This window comes from Mesorhizobium sp. M0664, from assembly GCF_040320565.1.
In the GTDB taxonomy this organism is placed as follows: domain Bacteria; phylum Pseudomonadota; class Alphaproteobacteria; order Rhizobiales; family Rhizobiaceae; genus Mesorhizobium.
Genome location: NZ_JAMYPW010000052.1, coordinates 26094 through 44193, shown reverse-complemented (window position 1 = coordinate 44193; position 18100 = coordinate 26094). Strand labels below are relative to the sequence as shown.

The following is an 18100-nucleotide window of genomic DNA, read 5'->3' as shown; positions in this document are numbered from 1 at the left end:
AATCAGCAGCAGCAAACAGAATCCGCTCCGGCCGAGCAGATCGCTCCAGCCGAGTCCGAGCAACCCCGCAAGAAGCGGCGCAATCGGCAGCAGATCGAAGCGGCCCCATCGGAACAACCGGCCGAGCAGGCAGCGCCGGCAAACGACAACCAGCCCAACGTCAACCCGCGCAAGAAGAAGCAAAAACAGAACCAGCAGATCGAGGCTGCCCCGGCAGAACAGGCTCCGACTGTCGAGCCCGGACAAAAGCCGGGCAAGCGCAAGAAGCCTGCTGAATTGACCGGACCCGCCACGGAGGCGGAAGGCCAGCCGGCGCCGACCAATAAGGAAGCGACCCCACAGGCCCAACCGGCTCCGATCGAGCAGCAGGCCGCTCCCGTCCAGGGCGAACAGCCCCAGGACAAGATCAAGAAACGTGGCAAGAGGCCTGTCGGCGAACAGCCGGTGACAGGAGAGCAACAGCCCTCGACCGGCGAACAGCCTTCGACTGGCCAGGCCGCGCCGGTCCAGGGTGAAAATCCGGTCCAGGGTGAAGCCCAGGCCAATCCGAACGAGGCACCTGTTCTGGACAGCCAGAAGGATGTCTTGCGCAAGCGCAAGGGTGGCAAGGAGCGCGGCCAAAATGCCGGTAAGCAGCAGGGCAACCAGCCCGCCCAGCAGGGCGAGAACCAGGTGGAAGCCCCGAAGCCGGCTCCGGTCGATCAGGGGCCGCCACCCACCGACGACCGGGCAGCCCAGCGGGAGATCAAGCCTGAAAAGATCGTTCCGGTGACCGAGGAAAAAGGCAAGCGCGTCGAGCGTGCGCCGGACGTCGAGGATGTTCGTCGTCGTCCGCGCCCCCAGGGCGCCAACGTCGTCAGGGAATTCGGCGACCGCGTTATCCTCCAGTTCAACAACCAGACGTTCGTCGAAAGCAGCGATGCACCGCGCATGCACCGCGGCGCCAGGAATGTCTATTATGAGGACCTGTCGGGCGATCGCACCCGGGAAATAGTCGAGCGTGACAATGGTGTCCGGATCGTCACCATCCGCAACCGCTACGGCGACGTCATCCAGCGTTCACGCATCGCGCCCGACGGCCGCGAATATGTGCTGAGCTATGTCGACGAGCGGAACTATGACGACGATGCAGACTGGCGCGACCCGGGCGACGACCTGCCGCCGATGCGCCTTACCATCCCGCAAGAGGAATACATTCTGGATTCCGAAGAGGTCGAGGATCCGGACGACTACTACACCTTCCTCGAACGGCCGCCGGTCGAGAGGGTCCAGCGCCTCTATTCGATCGACGAGGTCAAGCGCTCGGCCCGCGTGCGCGACATCGCCCGCCGCATCGACCTCGACACGCTCAACTTCGAATTCGGTTCGGCCTCGATTTCCGACACCGAGGTCCAGAAGCTGGAGGGTGTTGCCAACGCCATGGACAAGCTGCTGAAGAAAAACCCGGCCGAGAGCTTCCTGATCGAGGGCCATACCGACGCTGTCGGCACACCGGAAGCGAACCTTGCTCTGTCCGACCGCCGCGCCGAGGCGGTCGCCGAAGCCTTGACCAACGCCTTTGGCATCCCGCCGGAGAACCTGACGACGCAGGGCTATGGCGAGGAGTATCTCAAGGTTAACACGTCGGGACCCAACCGCGAGAACCGCCGCGTCGCCATCCGCCGGATTACACCCCTGGTAGCGCCTGTGGCCAGCGCCCAATAAACCGCAATGTGAACCGCGCGATTTGATCAACCATTGAATCGCGCGGTCATCAATCTTGAAACGCGCGGTTACCCATCCCAGATTCTGGAAAGGGCGTTCCCTGCCCTGTCCCGACTCCAGCGGGACACCCGAGCCCCGCCGGTTCCCCTCCCCGGCGGGGTTTCGTTTTTTTGAAACCTTGCAAACCGCCGCAGCCTGCCCGAAATACGGCACTCCGATAACGGAGCCCGAATCGCCGCATGAAGCGCCTCGAACTCGCCATCGAATCGATCATTCTCGCCTCGCGCTGGCTGCTGGTCGCCTTCTATCTCGGACTGGGTGCGGCACTTGCCATCTATGCCGTGTCCTTCGGCAACAAGCTGTTCGAGTTCGTCTCCGTTGCCTTCACGCTCGATGACACCGACACCATCCTGAAAATACTCGGCCTCATCGATGCCGCGCTGGTCGCCTCACTGGTGGTGATGGTGATCATCTCGGGTTACGAAAACTTCGTCAGCCGCTTCGATGAAAATGACGGCAAGGTGCATTGGCTGGGCACGATCGATGTCGGCTCGCTGAAGGTCAAGGTCGCCTCGACAATCGTAGCGATCTCCTCGATCCACCTCTTGCAGGTGTTCCTGAACTCGGTCTCCTACACGACCGACCAGCTGATGTGGCTGACCATCATTCATCTGGCCTTCGTTCTGTCGGCACTGATGCTTGCCTATATCGACCGGCTGATGGGTCTTGGCAAAGCCAAGAAAGCCGAAGACTGAGCACACGTCTGTGCCGGTCTTTAAGAGATATGCCTGTCAGCTAGATACTTTCCGTCAGTAGATACCTTTGATTTTGGTATCCGTCCGGCCGAACACCTCGTCCGGCACAAAAAAGTCGCCGGCGAGCGGGCCTGTCGCACCCGGCGCATAGGCCGAGAAATCGCTGACGCCCTCAGCGCGCAGCACTTCTTCGTCAATGTAGAAATTGCCGGTCGCCTCACGCGACGGCCTGACCAGGATGGCGTATGCCGCATCGGCCATGATGTCGGGCGAACGGCTCATCGCCGCCACCGTCGCCCCGCCCAGGAGGTTACGCACCGCCGCCGTGTCGATGGTCGAGATCGGCCATAGCGAATTGACCGCAATGCCGTCCCTGGCGAACTCGGCGCTCATGCCCAGCGTGCACATCGACATGCCGAACTTTGCCATCGTGTAGGCGACATGGTTCTTGAACCACTTGGCCTTCATGTCGAGCGGCGGCGCCAGATTCAAGATGTGAGGATTTTCCGCCAACCTCAAGTGCGGAATGCACATTTTGGAGACGAGAAAAGTGCCGCGCGTGTTGATCTGGTGCATCAGATCGTAGCGCTTCATATCGGTCTCCAACGTGCCGGTGAGCTGGATGGCACTGGCGTTGTTGACGCAGATATCGACGCCGCCGAACCGCTCCACGGTCTTGGCGACCGCCTCGGCGACCTGTTCTTCATCCCGAATGTCGCACAGCGCCGGCAGCGCCTTGCCGCCGGCCTGCTCGATCTCGTGCGCCGCCGTGTAGATCGTCCCGGGCAGCTTCGGATGCGGCTCGGCGGTCTTGGCCGCGATCGTCACATTGGCGCCATCGCGCGCGGCGCGCAGCGCAATCGCCAGCCCGATGCCGCGCGACCCGCCGGAGATGAAAAGCGTCTTTCCCTTGAGCGACATCCTTGCGCCTTCCTGCAACATGAAAGACACGATCCTTGCGCGGCTGAGAACCGCCGCGCAAGGCCCAACACACCGCATGCGGGTTACGCTGCGTCGGCCTTGAGACAATCTGAACTAGACCAGCACCAGGCCCTGCCGCATGGCGATGGCAATCGCATCGGTGCGGTTGGCGGCACCGAGCTTCGTCAGGATCGCTGCGACATGGAACTTCGCCGTATGCACGGAGATGTTCAGCCGCCGCGCGATGACCTTGTTGGGGGCGCCCTCGGCCAGCAGCGCCAGCACCTCGCCTTCCCGCGGCGAAAGCGTCGGCCGGACGATATGCTCGTCAGTCGGTTCCTCTTCGAACCGGTCGCTGCCATGGAAGGTCAAATCGTGATGCAGATCGGATAGAGCATGACTGTCACGCGAAATCCGGTAGCCCGCAGCCGCGAGCCGCGCGGCGGCGGCGATCAGCAACTCGTCCGCTTGCACCGGCAGCACGGCAAATACTGTATCGGCCGGCCGTTCACGGGCCGCTCGCGACGATAGCAGCACGCGAGGCATAGCCGCGTCGACGAGCCCGCCTTGTAGCCCATGATCATCGACGATGGCGACATCCGCCGCCTCACGCCCGTCGACTTCGCCGGCCAGAACCGGCCGCAGATCATCGGTCGCGGCGAGAATGGCGGACAGACTTCGCGTGCGCTCGGCGTCACCGAGCGCGATCAGCACCGTCAGCCGTCTGCCAGCGACCTCACCGCTTACCATCTATCCCTCAGCTCAGTGGCTTTTCACCGATGGTCAGGGAAACCTCACGATTCTCGCCGCCGCGCACCACGCCGAGTGTCACCAAGGCACCGGCGCTGTCCGGCCCGAGCTTGCGGATCAGCTCGCGCGGGCCATGCACCGTCTCTGCGTTCCACGACACGATGATGTCGCCGAGACTGAGACCGGCTGATTTCGCCGGCCCGTTATCGTCGAGACTCATCACCATGGCGCCCTGTGTATCACCATTGCGGACCGGATGCAGGCCGGCGCCAAGATAGCCGCGCGCCACATGACCCTTCTCGCGCAGCGTCGTGACTGCCCGCTCGATCGTTTCGTAAGGCATGACCAGCGCCCGCCGGCGTGGCCCGAACAGCAGCATGCCGATCAGTCCGCCCTTGGCGTCGAGCACAGGGCCACCCTCGAAACGGCCGCCGGCATTGACGGCAAGGTTGATGCGCCGGTCGATCGTGCCACCGCGCATTGAACGCCAGGCCGGGCCGACCTCGCCGACCGTGCCGAAGGTAGCGAGCGAGGTGCCGTCGCTATTGCCCGCCACGACCACCAGGTTGCCCGGCCGCACCGCATCCGCCTTTACCAGTGACGGGGCGGCCGGCGCGCCGGCCGGTTTCAAAACGGCCGTGCCGGTGGACGGGTCGCGGCCGACCAGTTCCGCCTTGACGGCTTCGCCCGAAGAAAACGTCAGCTCGATCTCCTCGCCGGCCTCGACCGCCTCCTCGGCAGTGACGAAATAGCCGTCCCGCCAGTGGAAAGCAGTTGACGTCCGGTGGTGCGTCGCGAAGCTGGCCGTCGCTGGTGCCGCGGCTGCCGCGATGTCGGCAATGGCGTCGGAAAACGTGCTCAGATTGAAATCGCTCATGATTTGTCTCCTGGGTTCTTCGTGACCCAGATATCGCCCGGCAGGGCGTTGGCGGATACTCGCCTGACGGCTAGTTGGGCATTTGACTGGCCATCTGGTCAGGTCGCGGCCGGTCCGGCCGCTCCGCACATATAGGCATTGTTCATCTTGTTCCAAACGGAGCCTTCGGATGGCCCTGCCCGCCCAGCAATTGCAATATGACGATGCCCTTCTCGATGCCTATTCGGCGACGGTCGCCGATGCCGTCGACCGCATCGGGCCCGCTGTCTGCCGCATCGAGCGCATCGGTGGCCCCGGCGGCCATGGCTCCGGCTTCGTCATCGCGCAGGACGGGCTGGTCGTCACCAACTTCCACGTCGTCGGCGATGCGCGCAGCGTACGCGTGTCAATGCCGGACGGCGCCTCCAGGGAAGGCCGCGTGCTCGGCCGCGATCCCGACACCGACATTGCGCTGGTGCGCGCCGACGGCAACTTTGCGGACGTCGCGCCGCTTGGCGATTCCAAGCGATTGAGGCGCGGCCAGATTGCTATTGCTATCGGCAATCCGCTCGGCTTCGAATGGACCGTCACCGCTGGCGTCGTCTCGGCACTCGGCCGCTCGATGCGTGCCTCCACCGGCCGGCTGATCGACGACGTCATCCAGACCGACGCCGCGCTCAACCCCGGCAATTCTGGCGGACCGCTGGTGTCCTCGGCTGGCGAGGTGATCGGCGTTAACACCGCGATGATCCACGGTGCGCAAGGCATCGCCTTCGCGGTTGCCTCCAACACCGCCAATTTCGTCATCTCGGAAATCATCCGCTTCGGCCGTGTGCGCCGTGCCTTCATCGGCGTTTCCGCCGACACCACCAACCTGCCGCGCCGCGCAGCCCTTTTGTCGCAAGTATCGAGCAGCACGGCGGTGCGCCTGCGCACCGTCGAAAAGAACAGCCCGGCGGCCAAAGCCGGCCTCAGGGAAGGCGACATTATTGCCGCCATCGACGGCCGCCCGGTCACCGGCGTCGACGATCTGGTGCGCATGCTCGACGCCGAGCGCATCGGCCGCGAGACACTGTGCACGGTGGTGCGCCGCTCCGGCATTACTCAGGTCACCGTGATGCCGTTGGCGCGGGCGAGTTAGCGCGCCGCAGCACCCTGCGCATATTGCGCCATAAATTCTGGGCTCGGCGGGATCGGCCTGATCACGTCGATCAGCACGCCGTTGGGATCCCTGGTGATGAAATGACGCTGGCCGAAGGGTTCGTCGCGCAGCGTTCGCAGGATCGGCAGGCCAGCGGCGGTGATCCGCTCACAGATGGCATCCGGATCCCTGACCTCGAAATTGATCAGCAGGCCAGATGTGCGGCCCCGCCCTTCCTCCGGGATCGTCTCATGATCGCCCTGGACGATGCCGAGGTTGACGCGGCGATCTTCGGCTGAGCGCAGATGCACGTACCAGTAGGCCTCAAACAGCGGCTTGAAGCCGAAATGCGCAACATAAAAGGCTGCCGTGCCGGCAACGTCGCTCGTCATCAGCACCGGATAATAGCTCGTCGTCCTCATCTTTCCTTCTCCCGGCAAATAACATACAGTCTGCATGTAAATGGCAATAACATACAGGCTGCATGTATGCAACAAGGATCCGCTCGTCGCTCCAACCGTGATCGCACCGAGGCGACACGCGCTGAGCTCATCGCCGCGGCTCGCAAACTGTTCACCGAAAAGTCCTATGCCGAGACCGGCACACCCGAGATCGTCGCCGCTGCCGGCGTCACGCGCGGCGCGCTCTATCATCACTTTGCCGACAAGCAGGCGTTGTTTGCCGCTGTGGTCGAACAGGAGGCGCAAGCCGTCTCGGAAGAGATCGAACGCGCGTCGCCGCCTTCGCTATTTGCCCGCGATGCGCTGATTGCCGGCTCGGATGCCTATCTGGCTGCCATGCGTGCGCCCGGCCGTACGCGGCTCTTGCTGCTTGACGGCCCGGCCGTGCTCGGCCGCGCCGCCATGGATGCGATCGACAATCGCCATGGCAACCGTTCGCTGCGCGACGGCCTTGTTGCCGCGATGCGCTCGCACTCCATGACGAGACTGCCTGTGGAAGCACTGACCGCTTTGCTCGCAGCCGCCTTCGACCGCGCAGCGCTCGCAATCGAAACTGGAGCATCGATCGAGGACTATCGCGCCGTTCTCATGGCGCTGATCGACGGCCTGTCTCCGGCTCCTCCTCAGGTATCTCACCCGGTTCGAACTCGTTGAAACAGCCTAGCTGGCGCTTGAACTGGTCGATCAGCCAGGCGGCCGCCGGTTTCGGGCTGCGATCGGCGCGGTGCATGGCATAGAGCGGCGAGCGGACTTCGCTGTAAGGCTCGAGATCGAGTTCGACGAGCCGCCCGGTCGCCAGATCATCGGCGATGAGCCATCGCGGCAGCCCGCCCCAGCCCAGCCCCTCGCGCATCAGCACGTGCTTGGTGCGCACATCCGTCAGCCGCCAGGTGCGGTAGGCGAAGACGCCATAGTCACGCCCGCGCGTACGCTCGGACTGGTCCGAGACGACCAGTTGGATGTGTTCGCGGACATCCTCTAGCGCCACTGGTCTCGGCAGCAGCGCCAGAGGGTGATCAGGCGCTGCGGCTGGCACCAGGGAGAAGAAGCCGATGCGAAGCAGATTCACGTCCGTCTCACCCAGAAGCCCCCCGATGCCGAGATCGGCCTGTCCGCCGACAACATGATCGAGGATAAGGCCAAGCGAGCCGATATGCAGACGCAGCGTCACGGCCGGGAACTGCGCCTCGAATGCCTTTAGCACCCGAACCAGCACCGGCGACGGTAGCGTCACGTCGACCGACAGCGTCACTTCCGCCTCCAATCCCTGCCGGTATCCGTCGACACGCGAGCGGATGCGTTGCAGCACGCCGACCATGCGCCGCGCATCTTCCAGCGTCGCCTTGCCGACATCGGTCAGTTGCGGTTCACGCGTGCCCTCGCGCTCGAACAGCTTCAGCCCGAGCTGCGCTTCGAGGTTGGCGATGGCGTAGCTGATCACCGATTGCGCGCGATTCAATTTGCGCCCGGCGGCCGAGAAGCTGCCGGTCTCGGCCACCGCAACCAGGATCTGCAGTTGGTCAAGCGTCGGGTTCGGTTGCATCGTTCAATCCACATTTTAGATGGATAATATACAAAATATACCAGTTTTTCAAATGGGTCTGCGCACACATATCTGCCGGGAGATTTTGATCCAACCCTGGAGACCCCATTATGTCCATCCTTCTTGTCACATCGAGCCCGCGCGGCGCTGCCTCACACTCGACCCGTATTGCTACTGAATTCGCCGAAAAGCTTGTTGCCGCCGATCCGTCGAACACGCTTGTCGTGCGCGACCTCGTCGCCAATCCGTTGCCGCACATCGATGCCGATTATGCGACCGGCATCTACACGCCGGCCGAAGCGCGCACCTCGCGCCAGGCCGAAGTCGTTGGCGTCTCCGATGTCGTGCTGGATGAACTGTTCGCCGCCGATTCGGTGATTCTCGCCACCGGCTTCATCAACTTCAACATCTCCTCGACGCTGAAGTCCTGGGTCGATCACATTGCCCGTTCCGGCAAGAGCTTTGCCTATGGCGAGAACGGCCCCAAGGGCCTCGTCACCGGCAAGAAGGTCTACATCGTGCTGGCTTCGGGCGGCATCTATTCCGAAGGTGCGGCCGTGCAGTTCGATCACGCCATTCCCTACCTGCGCAGCGTGCTTGGCTTCCTCGGCATGACCGATCTCGAGGTCATCCGCATCGAAGGAGTCGGTATGGGCGCCGATGCGGTGGCAGCAGCGCTGGCCAAGGCCTCGACCAAGGTCGACGCCATTGTGGCCGCGACCGGTAATGCCGAGCGCGTCGCCACCGCGGCGTAAAGCGTCAGGATCGTCTGAATTGTACAAGGGCAGGCGCCCGGCGCCTGCCCTTGTTGTCGTTGGCGACAACCTATTGTGGTGGGCCACACAACCGCCATTGGTTATTCCGCTTGTCTGCGCTATCGGTCGCGGATGTTCCTTTCCGTTGCCACAACGCACCGTCCGGCCACCGATCTCGGCTTCTTGCTGCACAAGCATCCGGATCGCCTGCACGAGACCGACCTGTCTTTCGGCAAGGCGTGGCTGTTCTATCCCGAGGCAACCGAAGAGCGTTGCGAGGCTGCACTCCTGCTCGACGTCGACCCGGTGGGACTGGTGCGAGGCAAGGGCCAGTCAGAAGGCTTGCTAGACCAATTTGTGAACGACCGGCCTTACGCTGCATCATCCTTCCTGTCGGTGGCGCTGAACAAAATGCTGCGGACGGCGATGACCGGTATATCGAAGGAGCGCCAGGAACTAGCCGACAGCGAACTGCCGCTGGAAGCCGTGGTCACGCCACTGCCAACGCGCGGCGGTGAGGTTCTGGTTCGAAGTTTGTTCGAACCCTTGGGCTGGACAGTCGATCTGACGCCAATCGAAGGAATCGGGGGTGCTGCGGGCGAGCCCCGATACGGCCATCTGAAGCTGACCGGCACGGGCTGGCTCAGCGCCTTGTTGAACCACCTCTATGTGCTGATCCCGGTGATGGACGATGCCAAGCATTACTGGGTCGGCGAAGCAGAGATCGACAAGCTGCTGTCCAAAGGCGAAGGCTGGCTGGAAAACCATCCGGCCAAAGACCTGATCGTGCGCCGCTATCTGGGCAATCGCCGGGCTTTGGCCCGCATCGCCCTGGAGCGGCTGGCTCCCGAGACGGCTGGCGAGGCACAACCTGCCGAGCCGCGCGTTACGCCCGAGGAAGCGCTGGAGACGCCTATCCGGCTCAACGATCTGCGCATGGACGCAGTTGTCCACGCCATTCGGGCGACGCGAGGAACCACGGTTGCGGACCTGGGATGCGGTGAAGGCAAGCTGCTCGACAGGCTGGTGCGCGAGCGATGGATTCACAAGCTGTTCGGTCTGGATCCGGCGGCGCGCGAACTGGAATGGGCCGCAAAGCGTCTCAAGCTGAACGAATTAGGCGGGCCGCCCGAGGGCCGGGTCACGCTGCTGCATGGATCGCTGACCTACCGCGACAGCCGTTGGGCCGCAGCCGACGTCGCCGTTCTGGTCGAGGTCATCGAGCATCTCGACGAGGACAGGCTGCCCCTGGTCGAACGCATCGTTTTCGGTGAGACGGCGCCCAAATCCGTCATCGTGACCACTCCGAATGCGGACTACAACGCTCTGTTTCCAAGACTGGTCCCTGGCGCATTTCGCCATCCCGATCACCGTTTCGAATGGAGCCGGGCTCAGTTCCAAGCCTGGGCGGCCAAAATCGGCGAGATCTATGGCTATGCAGCCACCTTCAGCGGTATCGGAGCCGAGGACCCGACCCTCGGCGCCCCCACACAGATGGCGGTGTTCACCCGATGAGAGAACCTGATAAGACCAACCTCACCATTCCTGACTTCGCCCTCGTCGTGCTGATCGGCTCGACCGGATCGGGCAAGTCGACTTTCGCCACCAAGCATTTCCTGACGACCGAGATTATCTCCTCGGACCAGTGCCGGGCGCTGATCTCCGACGACGAAACCGACCAGGACGTCTCTGCGGATGCCTTCGATCTGGTTCGCGAAATAGCCGGCAAGCGGCTCAAACACCGCAGGCTGGCCGTCATCGATGCCACCAATGTGCGAGCCGCCGACCGCAAGCCCTGGATTGAGCTGGCGCGCAAGTGGCACGCTTTGCCCGTCGCCGTGGTCCTCGATCCAGGCGTCGAGGTGTGCGTCGCACGCAATGCGGTGCGAGCCGACCGGCAGTTCGGCGCCGGGGTCGCCCAGCGCATGACAACCGAGGTCCGCAAGGGTCTTGGGGGCCTCCAACGCGAGGGCTTCCGCCAAGTCTGGAAGCTTACCAGCGAGGCCAGCATCGACGCGGCCGAGGTGTCGCGACAGCCGCTGTGGACCGATAAGCGCGACGACCATGGCCCGTTCGATATCATTGGCGACATCCACGGCTGTTCGGATGAGCTTCATATCCTGCTCGCTCGACTGGGCTACAGCGTCGCCTGGTCTGAGCATCAGGGCGACCGAATGGTCACCGTGGTTCCACCAGAGGGCCGCAAGATCGTCTTTGTCGGCGACCTCGTCGATCGCGGCCCCAACTCGCCCGACGTGCTGCGCATTGCCATGAGCATGGTCGCGGCTGGAACGGCTTACTGTGTCCAGGGCAACCATGAACGCAAACTCAGCCGCTGGCTAGAAGGCCGCAAGGTCACTGTCGCTCACGGCCTCCAGCAGACTCTTGATCAGCTAAATGCACAGGACCGAGGCCTGCGCGAGGCGCTGCCGGCCTTTCTCGACGGCCTGCGCAGCCATGTCTGGCTCGATCGCGGAGGCCTCGCCGTCGCCCATGCCGGCCTCAAGGAAGGGATGATCGGACGCGGTTCCGGCGCTGTGCGCGAGTTCGCTCTGTACGGCGAGACCACAGGCGAGACCGACGAATTCGGGCTGCCCGTCCGTGCCGACTGGGCTGCGGCCTATCGTGGCAAGACGGCCATTATCTATGGACATACGCCCACGCTATCGGCCGAATGGGTCAACAACACCCTGTGCATCGACACCGGATGCGTATTCGGCGGCAAGCTGACGGCCTTGCGCTGGCCGGAACGCGAACTGGTCGAGGTGCCGGCAATCGAGACCTGGTCGGAGCCGATACGTCCGCTGGGCGGGTCCGGTCCCGGTAAATCGGCACAGGCCGACGCCGACGGCGTGCTCGATTATCAGGATGTCTCCGGTCGCCGTTGGATCGAGACCGGACTGAGGGGCCGGATTGTCGTGGCCGAGGAGAACGCGTCGGCAGCACTGGAGGTGATGAGCCGCTTCGCGCTCTCGCCGCAATGGCTGATCTATCTGCCGCCGACCATGTCGCCGTCCGAGACCAGCAGCCAGGACGGCTGGCTGGAACGTCCGGAGGATGCCTTCGCTTACTTCCGCGAGCGCGGCGTTGCGCAGATCGTGTGCGAGGAGAAGCACATGGGTTCGCGGGCAGTGATCGCGCTCTGCCGGAACGCGCAGGCGGCACGCAGCCGCTTCGGGGTCCCTGGCGACGAAACCGGCGCAATCTGGACCCGCACCGGACGCTCCTTTTTCAACGACAGTGCCATGACGGAGGGCCTGCTCGCCCGTCTCCGCGCCGAGGTCGACACGGCGGATCTGTGGAAGGAATTGAACAGCGACTGGCTGCTGCTGGACGCCGAGATAATGCCTTGGTCGGCCAAGGCCGGCAGTCTGATCGAAAGCCAGTATGCGCCTGTGGCCACATCCTCTGCCGCCGGTCTCAAGGCCAGCAGCGAGGCGCTGGCCCGTGCGATGGCGCGCGGCGTCGATGCAGCCGGCCTGAACGCACGCCTTGAAGACCGGGCCGTCCGCGCAGCCAAATACGCCACCGCCTGGGCGCCCTACGTATGGCCAGTTTCGGGCGTCGAGGACCTTAAGGCCGCGCCTTTCCACCTGCTGGCCAGCGAGGGACGTGTTTGGTTTGACCAGGACCATGTCTGGCACATGTCGCTCGCGGACCGTCTGGCTGCCCGTGGCGGCGTGGTCACGCCGACTCGATGGCGTATGGTTGACCTCGCCGACGGCAGCGCGTGTGCCGAGGCCGTCGCCTGGTGGGAAGCACTGACCGGCTCAGGCGGCGAAGGCATGGTGGTCAAACCACGCGACTTCGTCAGCCGTGGCGAGAAGGGGCTCATCCAGCCGGCGCTGAAGGTCCGCGGCCCGGAATATTTGCGCATCATCTATGGTCCCGAATATGATGCACCCGACAATCTCATCCGCCTCCGAGAACGCGGCCTGGCCGGCAAGCGCAGCCTGGCGTTCCGGGAGTTCGCGCTTGGCCACGAAGCGCTAACGCGATTTGTCGCCAAGCAGCCGCTACGCCGGGTTCACGAGTGTGTCTTCGCCGTGCTGGCGTTGGAAAGCGAGCCAATCGACCCAAGGCTGTAGTAGCCGATCTATCCGAAGATCTTTTCGCCTTGCTCGTCGACCAGCTGGATGCCCTTTTTGATCGAGATGTCGACAGCGTCATCAAGCCCGGCAAAGCGGTCGGCGCGGATGAATTTGTGCTCTTTCATCACGCCGTCGATCTCCTTCGAAACCACGCCGCAGGTCTGGTACTGGCCCTCCGCCTTGTAGGGCGTGGCGCTGATCAAAAATCCCTTGTGCTCGATCTGCTTTACAGGCGCCGCTGTCTTTGGCTCGGCGGCTTCGTTGCCTCCGCCGAAAAGACGCTTCAGAAAAGACATGGGGTATCCTCCAACGGCAATCATCCTGCACCACATAGCGCGACGCAGGATGATTTTCAGTACCGGTCCTTGGCTGGACCGGCAAGGGCCGCCTGCGGCCTGCCGTTAGAGGTCAGTCGCGCGTCAGCGCTTCCAGGGCTTCCGCGGCAGCTTCCAATATGCTGATTGCCTCGGCCTGCTTTGCTTCAGGCGCATCGACGATCTCGCCGAGCGCGGCGCGTAGCCGGTGGCGCACGGCGCGAAACTCGTCGCGCTTTTCCGAGCGGCCGCGGCCGCGCCGGCCACCGTCGCCGTCATCGTTCCAGCCGAACCAGTCGCGCGCCTTGGCCATCTTGCGGCCGAAGCGCTCGAGATGTTCGAGCACGTGGTCGATCATCTCGCGATTTTCGTTGAGGTGCGCCTGCCCAGCCTCGGTGATTGAAAACACCTTCTTGTTGCCTTCCGCCGCAGAAACGGCGTAGCCGGCCTCCTCCAGGAAGGTCAGCGTCGGATAGACCACGCCGGGGCTCGGGCTGTAGACGCCGCTGGTGCGCTCCTCCAGCGCCTTGATGATGTCGTAGCCGTGCCGCGGCGCCTCGGCCAGCAGTGACAGCGTGATCAGCTTGAGATCGCCGTCGGCCAGCATGCGGCCGGCGCGGAACATGTCGCCCGGCCCGCCGCGTCCGCCGCCTCTCATGCCATGCCCGAACGGGCCAAAGCCGCCGCCACGTCCGCCGAACTTGCCGGCCATATGCATGAAGACGCGCTCGGCGCGTTCGCCGAAACGATGATGGCTGAAATGATTGTCTTTGTGCATTGTCTGCTCCTTGAGTTATGTCTTACGATATATCTCAACTAAGTGCCCGCCACGGCCGAGTCAAGATATATCTTACGATGTATCTGAAAATGGCACCAGCAGGATTGATCTCGCCAGCGAGGGCAGCTAGATGGTGCATGAGGGCCGAAGGCCGCTCCGTAAGCGTCTGACGTGAAGCAACGCATCCACCCCGGTCGTTCCGAGCAGTTACGCCGACAATACCGGCGAATGGGTGCAAGGCGACGAACCGGATGCTTCAGGGAAATCCAAATGACCATGAAAACCCCGCGCAGCAGGCTGCCTGTGCGCTATGCCGCCGTGCTCGGCCCGCTGGTGCTGTCGTTGCTGACGACGTTCATCGTGTCGTTCATCTCGACACTGAAAAGCCTTGGCTTCCAGCCCGACATGTGGCCACTTGGCTGACGGCTTGAGGCCTGTCCTGGCTGGCCGACGCTGCTGCTGGTGCTGCCGGCGGTGCGCCGCATCGTTGGCTGGCTTTGCGAGCCCGTGGCTCGATAGCAGGGCACGCGAAAGGCCCGGAAACAATCTCCGGACGTTTCGGTGCGGAGCGAATAATACCCGTTACCAGCGGCCTTTGCGCCGGTTCCAGGCATAGAGCAGATCGGCAAAGCGATCATAGCCATAGCGCGTCAACGGCAGTGCGCCGGGATTGCCGAACAGCGTTGCGAGCCAGGCTTCGCCGGGCGTCGTGCGCCATACAGCAATGGCAACATCGGCGCCGACCAGCAATTTGCCGTCGGCGTCGATCGCATGCAGCCGGCGCCGGATGTCCTCCAGGCCGATGCCGTACCCGGCCAGCGCCGCCGGTTCGGCATTGATGTCGCGAAATTCGATCCGCCCGGCCTTGACCGCCCCGATCAGCCGCCGCTTCTGCCGGCGGATGCCGGTATCGCAGACCGGACAGCGCGTATTGTACCAGACAGTCAGCAGAGGCTTGCTCATGTTTCGAAACGGCACCAGAGGACACGCACGGATTATCCGAGAAATGCCGTTGCGCCGCAACGTGACACGATACCGGCGGAATGGCCGGCTTCGCTGATCCAGGTCGCCCAAAGGGTATGCAGCGGTTTTACGATAACGACATGCATAAAAAGAAGAGCCTAAAGCGCGTCGCAAAGGCCGTTCAGCGCGACGCGCTTCAGGCGCCGCGGCTCAGCCGAGCGAGGTGATGATCTCGCGATAGGCATCCTCCGGGAAAGCCTTGAGCGTCCGAGTCCTGACGTTGCCAGCCGTCGCCAGCATTAACGAGAAACGAGCCAGGACGGCATCATCGGGCGCTTCGAGCACGGCCACCATGTCGCAATCCCCCATGGTGAGATAAAATGCCTTAAAGGACCCGCCCATGTCTCCCAGCAGCTTCTTGGCGGCATCGAGCCGCTTCGGCGATTCGCGCACGTTTTTGGCGCCTTGCTCCGTCCAGTTGATCAGCACGATGTAAGTTGTCATGGCACACCTCCCTCCGGTGCCACGGAGCACGGCGTCCAACTGCCGGGGCGGGCATCCGGGTTTGTCGCCCAGAGAATGCGTCCGTCGCGGAATTATCCTCTCGTAGGGCGCGACCCGCAAGAGCGGCGCGTCCAATCGTGATCGCCTGTGTCCAAACGGAAAAGGGCGCCACCGGCGCCCTTTAAACTGCTTATCCGTCACCCGGCCTCAGCTGTCGAGGAAGCTTCTGAGCTTGCGCGACCGGCTCGGGTGCTTGAGCTTGCGCAGCGCCTTGGCTTCGATCTGGCGGATGCGCTCGCGGGTGACCGAGAACTGCTGGCCGACCTCTTCAAGCGTGTGGTCGGTGTTCATGCCGATGCCGAAGCGCATTCTGAGCACGCGCTCTTCGCGCGGCGTCAGCGAGGCCAGCACGCGCGTCGTCGTCTCGCGCAAATTGGCCTGGATCGCCGCGTCGATCGGCAGAATCGCCATCTTGTCCTCGATGAAGTCGCCCAGATGCGAATCCTCCTCGTCGCCGACCGGCGTTTCGAGCGAGATCGGCTCCTTGGCGATCTTCAGCACCTTGCGCACTTTTTCCAGCGGCATGGCGAGCTTTTCCGCCAGTTCTTCCGGCGTCGGCTCACGGCCGATCTCATGCAGCATCTGGCGCGAGGTGCGCACGATCTTGTTGATCGTTTCGATCATGTGCACCGGAATGCGGATGGTGCGCGCCTGGTCGGCGATCGAACGGGTGATCGCCTGCCGGATCCACCACGTCGCGTAGGTCGAGAACTTGTAGCCGCGGCGGTATTCGAATTTGTCGACCGCCTTCATCAGGCCGATATTGCCTTCCTGGATCAGGTCGAGGAACTGCAGGCCGCGATTGGTATATTTCTTGGCGATGGAGATGACGAGGCGCAGATTGGCCTCGACCATTTCCTTCTTGGCGATCGCGGCTTCGCGCTCGCCCTTCTGCACCTGGTTGACGATCTTGCGAAATTCCTGGATCGAAATCGCCGTCTCGGTGGCGAGGTTCTGGATCTCGGCGCGCAGGTCGCGGATGGCGTCCTTCTCGTTCTTGGTGAATTCCTTCCAGCCGCGCGAGGTTAGATTGCCGATCGAGCGCGTCCAGTTGGGATCGAGCTCCGAGCCCTGATATTCCTTGAGGAATTCCTCGCGGCGCACGCCATAGCTTTCGGCCAGCCTGAGCAGCTTGCCTTCGTTCTGCACCAGGCGCTTGTTGATGTCGTAGAGCTGCTCGACCAGTGCCTCGATGCGCGCCGTGTTCAAGGACAGCGACTTCACCGCCTTGATCAGCTGGTCCTTCAATTCCTTCAGCCGGCGGTCCTGGCTGGGCGACAGCGTGCCCGCGGCAGCCAGCCGGTTCTCGACCTGCTGGTCCTGCAGCTTGCGCAGTTTCTTGTAGGTGTCGGCAATGACGTCGAGCGTCTCCATCACCTGCGGGCGCAGTTCCGCTTCCATGGCCGCCAGCGACAGGCTCGCCTCGTCATCGTCTTCCTCGTCGTCGTCCACCAGGCCACGCGTGTCGCCGCCGACATTGGTGATGTCGTCCTCGTCCTCGCGCGAACGGCGCGACTTTTCCTCGGTCTTGGCTTCCTCGATACGCTCGACAACCGGCGCCTGCTTGGCCTCCGGCCCGGCATAGGTCGCTTCAAGGTCGATGATCTCGCGCAGCAGGATCTTCGATTCGTTGAGCTCGTCACGCCAGATGATGATGGCCTGGAAAGTCAGCGGGCTTTCGCACAGGCCCGCGATCATCGTCTCGCGGCCGGCCTCGATGCGCTTGGCGATCGCGATTTCGCCCTCGCGCGACAGAAGCTCGACTGAGCCCATCTCGCGCAGATACATGCGGACCGGATCGTCGGTGCGGTCGGTCGGCTCTTTCTTGGTCGTGGTGGCGGCGACGGCGGTGCCGGTCTGCTCGGCCAGCTCGTTGGCGTCTTCCTCGGCGTCAGCGGCGGTGTCGGCGGCTTCGGGCTCCTCGCCCTGCTCGTCGTCCTCGACCACGTTGATGCCCATGTCGGAAAGCATGGCCATCGTGTCCTCGATCTGCTCGGAGGTCACTTCCTCCGAGGGCAGCACCGAATTCAGCTCGTCCATGGTGACATAACCGCGCTTCTTGGCGGCCTTGATCATCTTCTTGACAGCATCGTCGGAAAGGTCGAGCAGAGGGCCATCGGTCGCGGCCTCGCGTTCGGTCTCGACTTCTTCCTTTTCTTTTGTCGCCATAGTCTTTATTTTCTCCAAGCGGCTGAGTATCAAAGCCGCGTAAGCTGCCGGTCCGGTCAAATTGGATGCGCTCTTTCCAGAACGCGCTTTACCGGGCCAGTAACTGCATCTCTCGTTAAGTCCAGATTAACCCTGATATCTGTGGCAAGCTGACTGCCTGTCCAGTGATCAGTACCTTACATCGCTGCATTCCCGTCGATGCCGGGGCGGGTTAACGTTTCGAATCGACCTGATTCCGCCATTCTGCCGGAAGGTCAAGCGCCTCTCGCATGATTCGCATGAAAAAAGCGAATCAATTACCCGACTTAGAGCACCGCACGCTTGATTCAACGCGC

General features: G+C 63.1%; 18 protein-coding genes. 8 read left to right on the top strand and 10 right to left on the bottom strand.

Annotation, left to right across the window (positions count from 1 at the left end):
• Together NKI39_RS29535 and NKI39_RS29530 are read left to right on the top strand one after the other, a co-directional pair.
• Positions 1–1704, top strand: a 1704-nt coding sequence (locus NKI39_RS29535) for an OmpA family protein (protein ID WP_352836225.1), incomplete at its 5' end; no start/stop codon positions are given.
• Between the two features lie 239 nt (positions 1705–1943).
• Complete coding sequence (locus tag NKI39_RS29530) at positions 1944–2459, top strand: TIGR00645 family protein (RefSeq protein WP_352450730.1); 516 nt, start codon at positions 1944–1946, stop codon at positions 2457–2459.
• A gap of 54 nt (positions 2460–2513) precedes the next feature.
• Here the strand turns inward: NKI39_RS29530 and NKI39_RS29525 are convergent, their stop codons facing one another.
• The 3 genes from NKI39_RS29525 to NKI39_RS29515 all read right to left on the bottom strand — a co-directional run bounded on the left by NKI39_RS29525 (position 2514) and on the right by NKI39_RS29515 (position 5007).
• Positions 2514–3380, bottom strand: coding sequence for an SDR family oxidoreductase (locus NKI39_RS29525; RefSeq protein WP_352473967.1), 867 nt, complete (start codon positions 3378–3380; stop codon positions 2514–2516).
• A gap of 114 nt (positions 3381–3494) precedes the next feature.
• The gene (locus tag NKI39_RS29520) at positions 3495–4130 is read right to left on the bottom strand and encodes a helix-turn-helix transcriptional regulator (RefSeq protein ID WP_352473965.1); all 636 of its coding nucleotides are present in this window, start codon (positions 4128–4130) and stop codon (positions 3495–3497) included.
• A gap of 7 nt (positions 4131–4137) precedes the next feature.
• Positions 4138–5007: a S1C family serine protease gene (locus NKI39_RS29515; RefSeq protein WP_352491489.1), complete on the bottom strand. Its 870-nt coding sequence runs from the start codon at positions 5005–5007 to the stop codon at positions 4138–4140.
• A 169-nt stretch (positions 5008–5176) separates the two neighbouring features.
• Here NKI39_RS29515 and NKI39_RS29510 point away from each other — a divergent pair, with 169 nt between their 5' ends.
• On the top strand, positions 5177–6127 hold the full coding sequence (locus tag NKI39_RS29510) for a S1C family serine protease (RefSeq protein ID WP_352491490.1): 951 nt from the start codon (positions 5177–5179) through the stop codon (positions 6125–6127).
• Here NKI39_RS29510 and NKI39_RS29505 read toward each other — a convergent pair.
• A complete protein-coding gene (locus tag NKI39_RS29505) occupies positions 6124–6549 on the bottom strand; it encodes a VOC family protein (protein WP_352836222.1) in 426 nt (141 codons plus the stop codon). The two genes, NKI39_RS29510 and NKI39_RS29505, sit on opposite strands and share 4 nt — an antisense overlap.
• 66 nt (positions 6550–6615) lie before the next feature.
• Between NKI39_RS29505 and NKI39_RS29500 the strand changes: the two genes are divergently transcribed.
• A complete protein-coding gene (locus NKI39_RS29500) occupies positions 6616–7242 on the top strand; it encodes a TetR/AcrR family transcriptional regulator (protein ID WP_352683626.1) in 627 nt (208 codons plus the stop codon).
• Here NKI39_RS29500 and NKI39_RS29495 read toward each other — a convergent pair.
• On the bottom strand, positions 7175–8131 hold the full coding sequence (locus NKI39_RS29495) for a LysR family transcriptional regulator (protein WP_352450726.1): 957 nt from the start codon (positions 8129–8131) through the stop codon (positions 7175–7177). The two genes, NKI39_RS29500 and NKI39_RS29495, sit on opposite strands and share 68 nt — an antisense overlap.
• A gap of 110 nt (positions 8132–8241) precedes the next feature.
• On the opposite strand from NKI39_RS29495, the gene NKI39_RS29490 reads away from it, so the two are divergent.
• The 3 genes from NKI39_RS29490 (at position 8242) to NKI39_RS29480 (ending at position 12974) form a co-directional block, all read left to right on the top strand.
• Positions 8242–8886, top strand: a complete 645-nt coding sequence (locus NKI39_RS29490) for an FMN-dependent NADH-azoreductase (RefSeq protein WP_352491493.1) — start codon at positions 8242–8244, stop codon at positions 8884–8886.
• Between the two features lie 132 nt (positions 8887–9018).
• Positions 9019–10401 carry a 3' terminal RNA ribose 2'-O-methyltransferase Hen1 gene (locus NKI39_RS29485; protein WP_352836219.1) on the top strand — a complete coding sequence of 461 codons (1383 nt, stop codon included), beginning with the start codon at positions 9019–9021 and terminating at the stop codon, positions 10399–10401.
• Positions 10398–12974, top strand: a complete 2577-nt coding sequence (locus NKI39_RS29480) for a polynucleotide kinase-phosphatase (RefSeq protein ID WP_352836217.1) — start codon at positions 10398–10400, stop codon at positions 12972–12974. The genes NKI39_RS29485 and NKI39_RS29480 overlap by 4 nt, the downstream gene beginning before the upstream one ends.
• Positions 12975–12982: 8 nt before the next feature.
• Here NKI39_RS29480 and NKI39_RS29475 read toward each other — a convergent pair whose 3' ends face one another.
• Entirely contained in the window at positions 12983–13273 is a 291-nt protein-coding gene (locus NKI39_RS29475; protein ID WP_023719334.1) for an HlyU family transcriptional regulator, read from the bottom strand.
• A gap of 112 nt (positions 13274–13385) precedes the next feature.
• A complete protein-coding gene (locus NKI39_RS29470; protein WP_352491496.1) occupies positions 13386–14069 on the bottom strand; it encodes a PadR family transcriptional regulator in 684 nt (227 codons plus the stop codon).
• A gap of 270 nt (positions 14070–14339) precedes the next feature.
• Here NKI39_RS29470 and NKI39_RS29465 point away from each other — a divergent pair, with 270 nt between their 5' ends.
• On the top strand, positions 14340–14492 hold the full coding sequence (locus NKI39_RS29465) for a DUF2798 domain-containing protein (RefSeq protein ID WP_352772044.1): 153 nt from the start codon (positions 14340–14342) through the stop codon (positions 14490–14492).
• A gap of 159 nt (positions 14493–14651) precedes the next feature.
• Here NKI39_RS29465 and NKI39_RS29460 read toward each other — a convergent pair whose 3' ends face one another.
• The 3 genes from NKI39_RS29460 to rpoD form a co-directional block, all read right to left on the bottom strand.
• Entirely contained in the window at positions 14652–15032 is a 381-nt protein-coding gene (locus tag NKI39_RS29460; protein WP_352836214.1) for a thiol-disulfide oxidoreductase DCC family protein, read from the bottom strand.
• Positions 15033–15242: 210 nt separating this feature from the next.
• A complete protein-coding gene (locus NKI39_RS29455) occupies positions 15243–15536 on the bottom strand; it encodes a GYD domain-containing protein (protein ID WP_352450720.1) in 294 nt (97 codons plus the stop codon).
• A 207-nt stretch (positions 15537–15743) separates the two neighbouring features.
• Positions 15744–17765, bottom strand: a complete 2022-nt coding sequence (gene rpoD / locus NKI39_RS29450) for an RNA polymerase sigma factor RpoD (protein ID WP_023678297.1) — start codon at positions 17763–17765, stop codon at positions 15744–15746.
• Positions 17766–18100 lie beyond the last annotated feature (335 nt).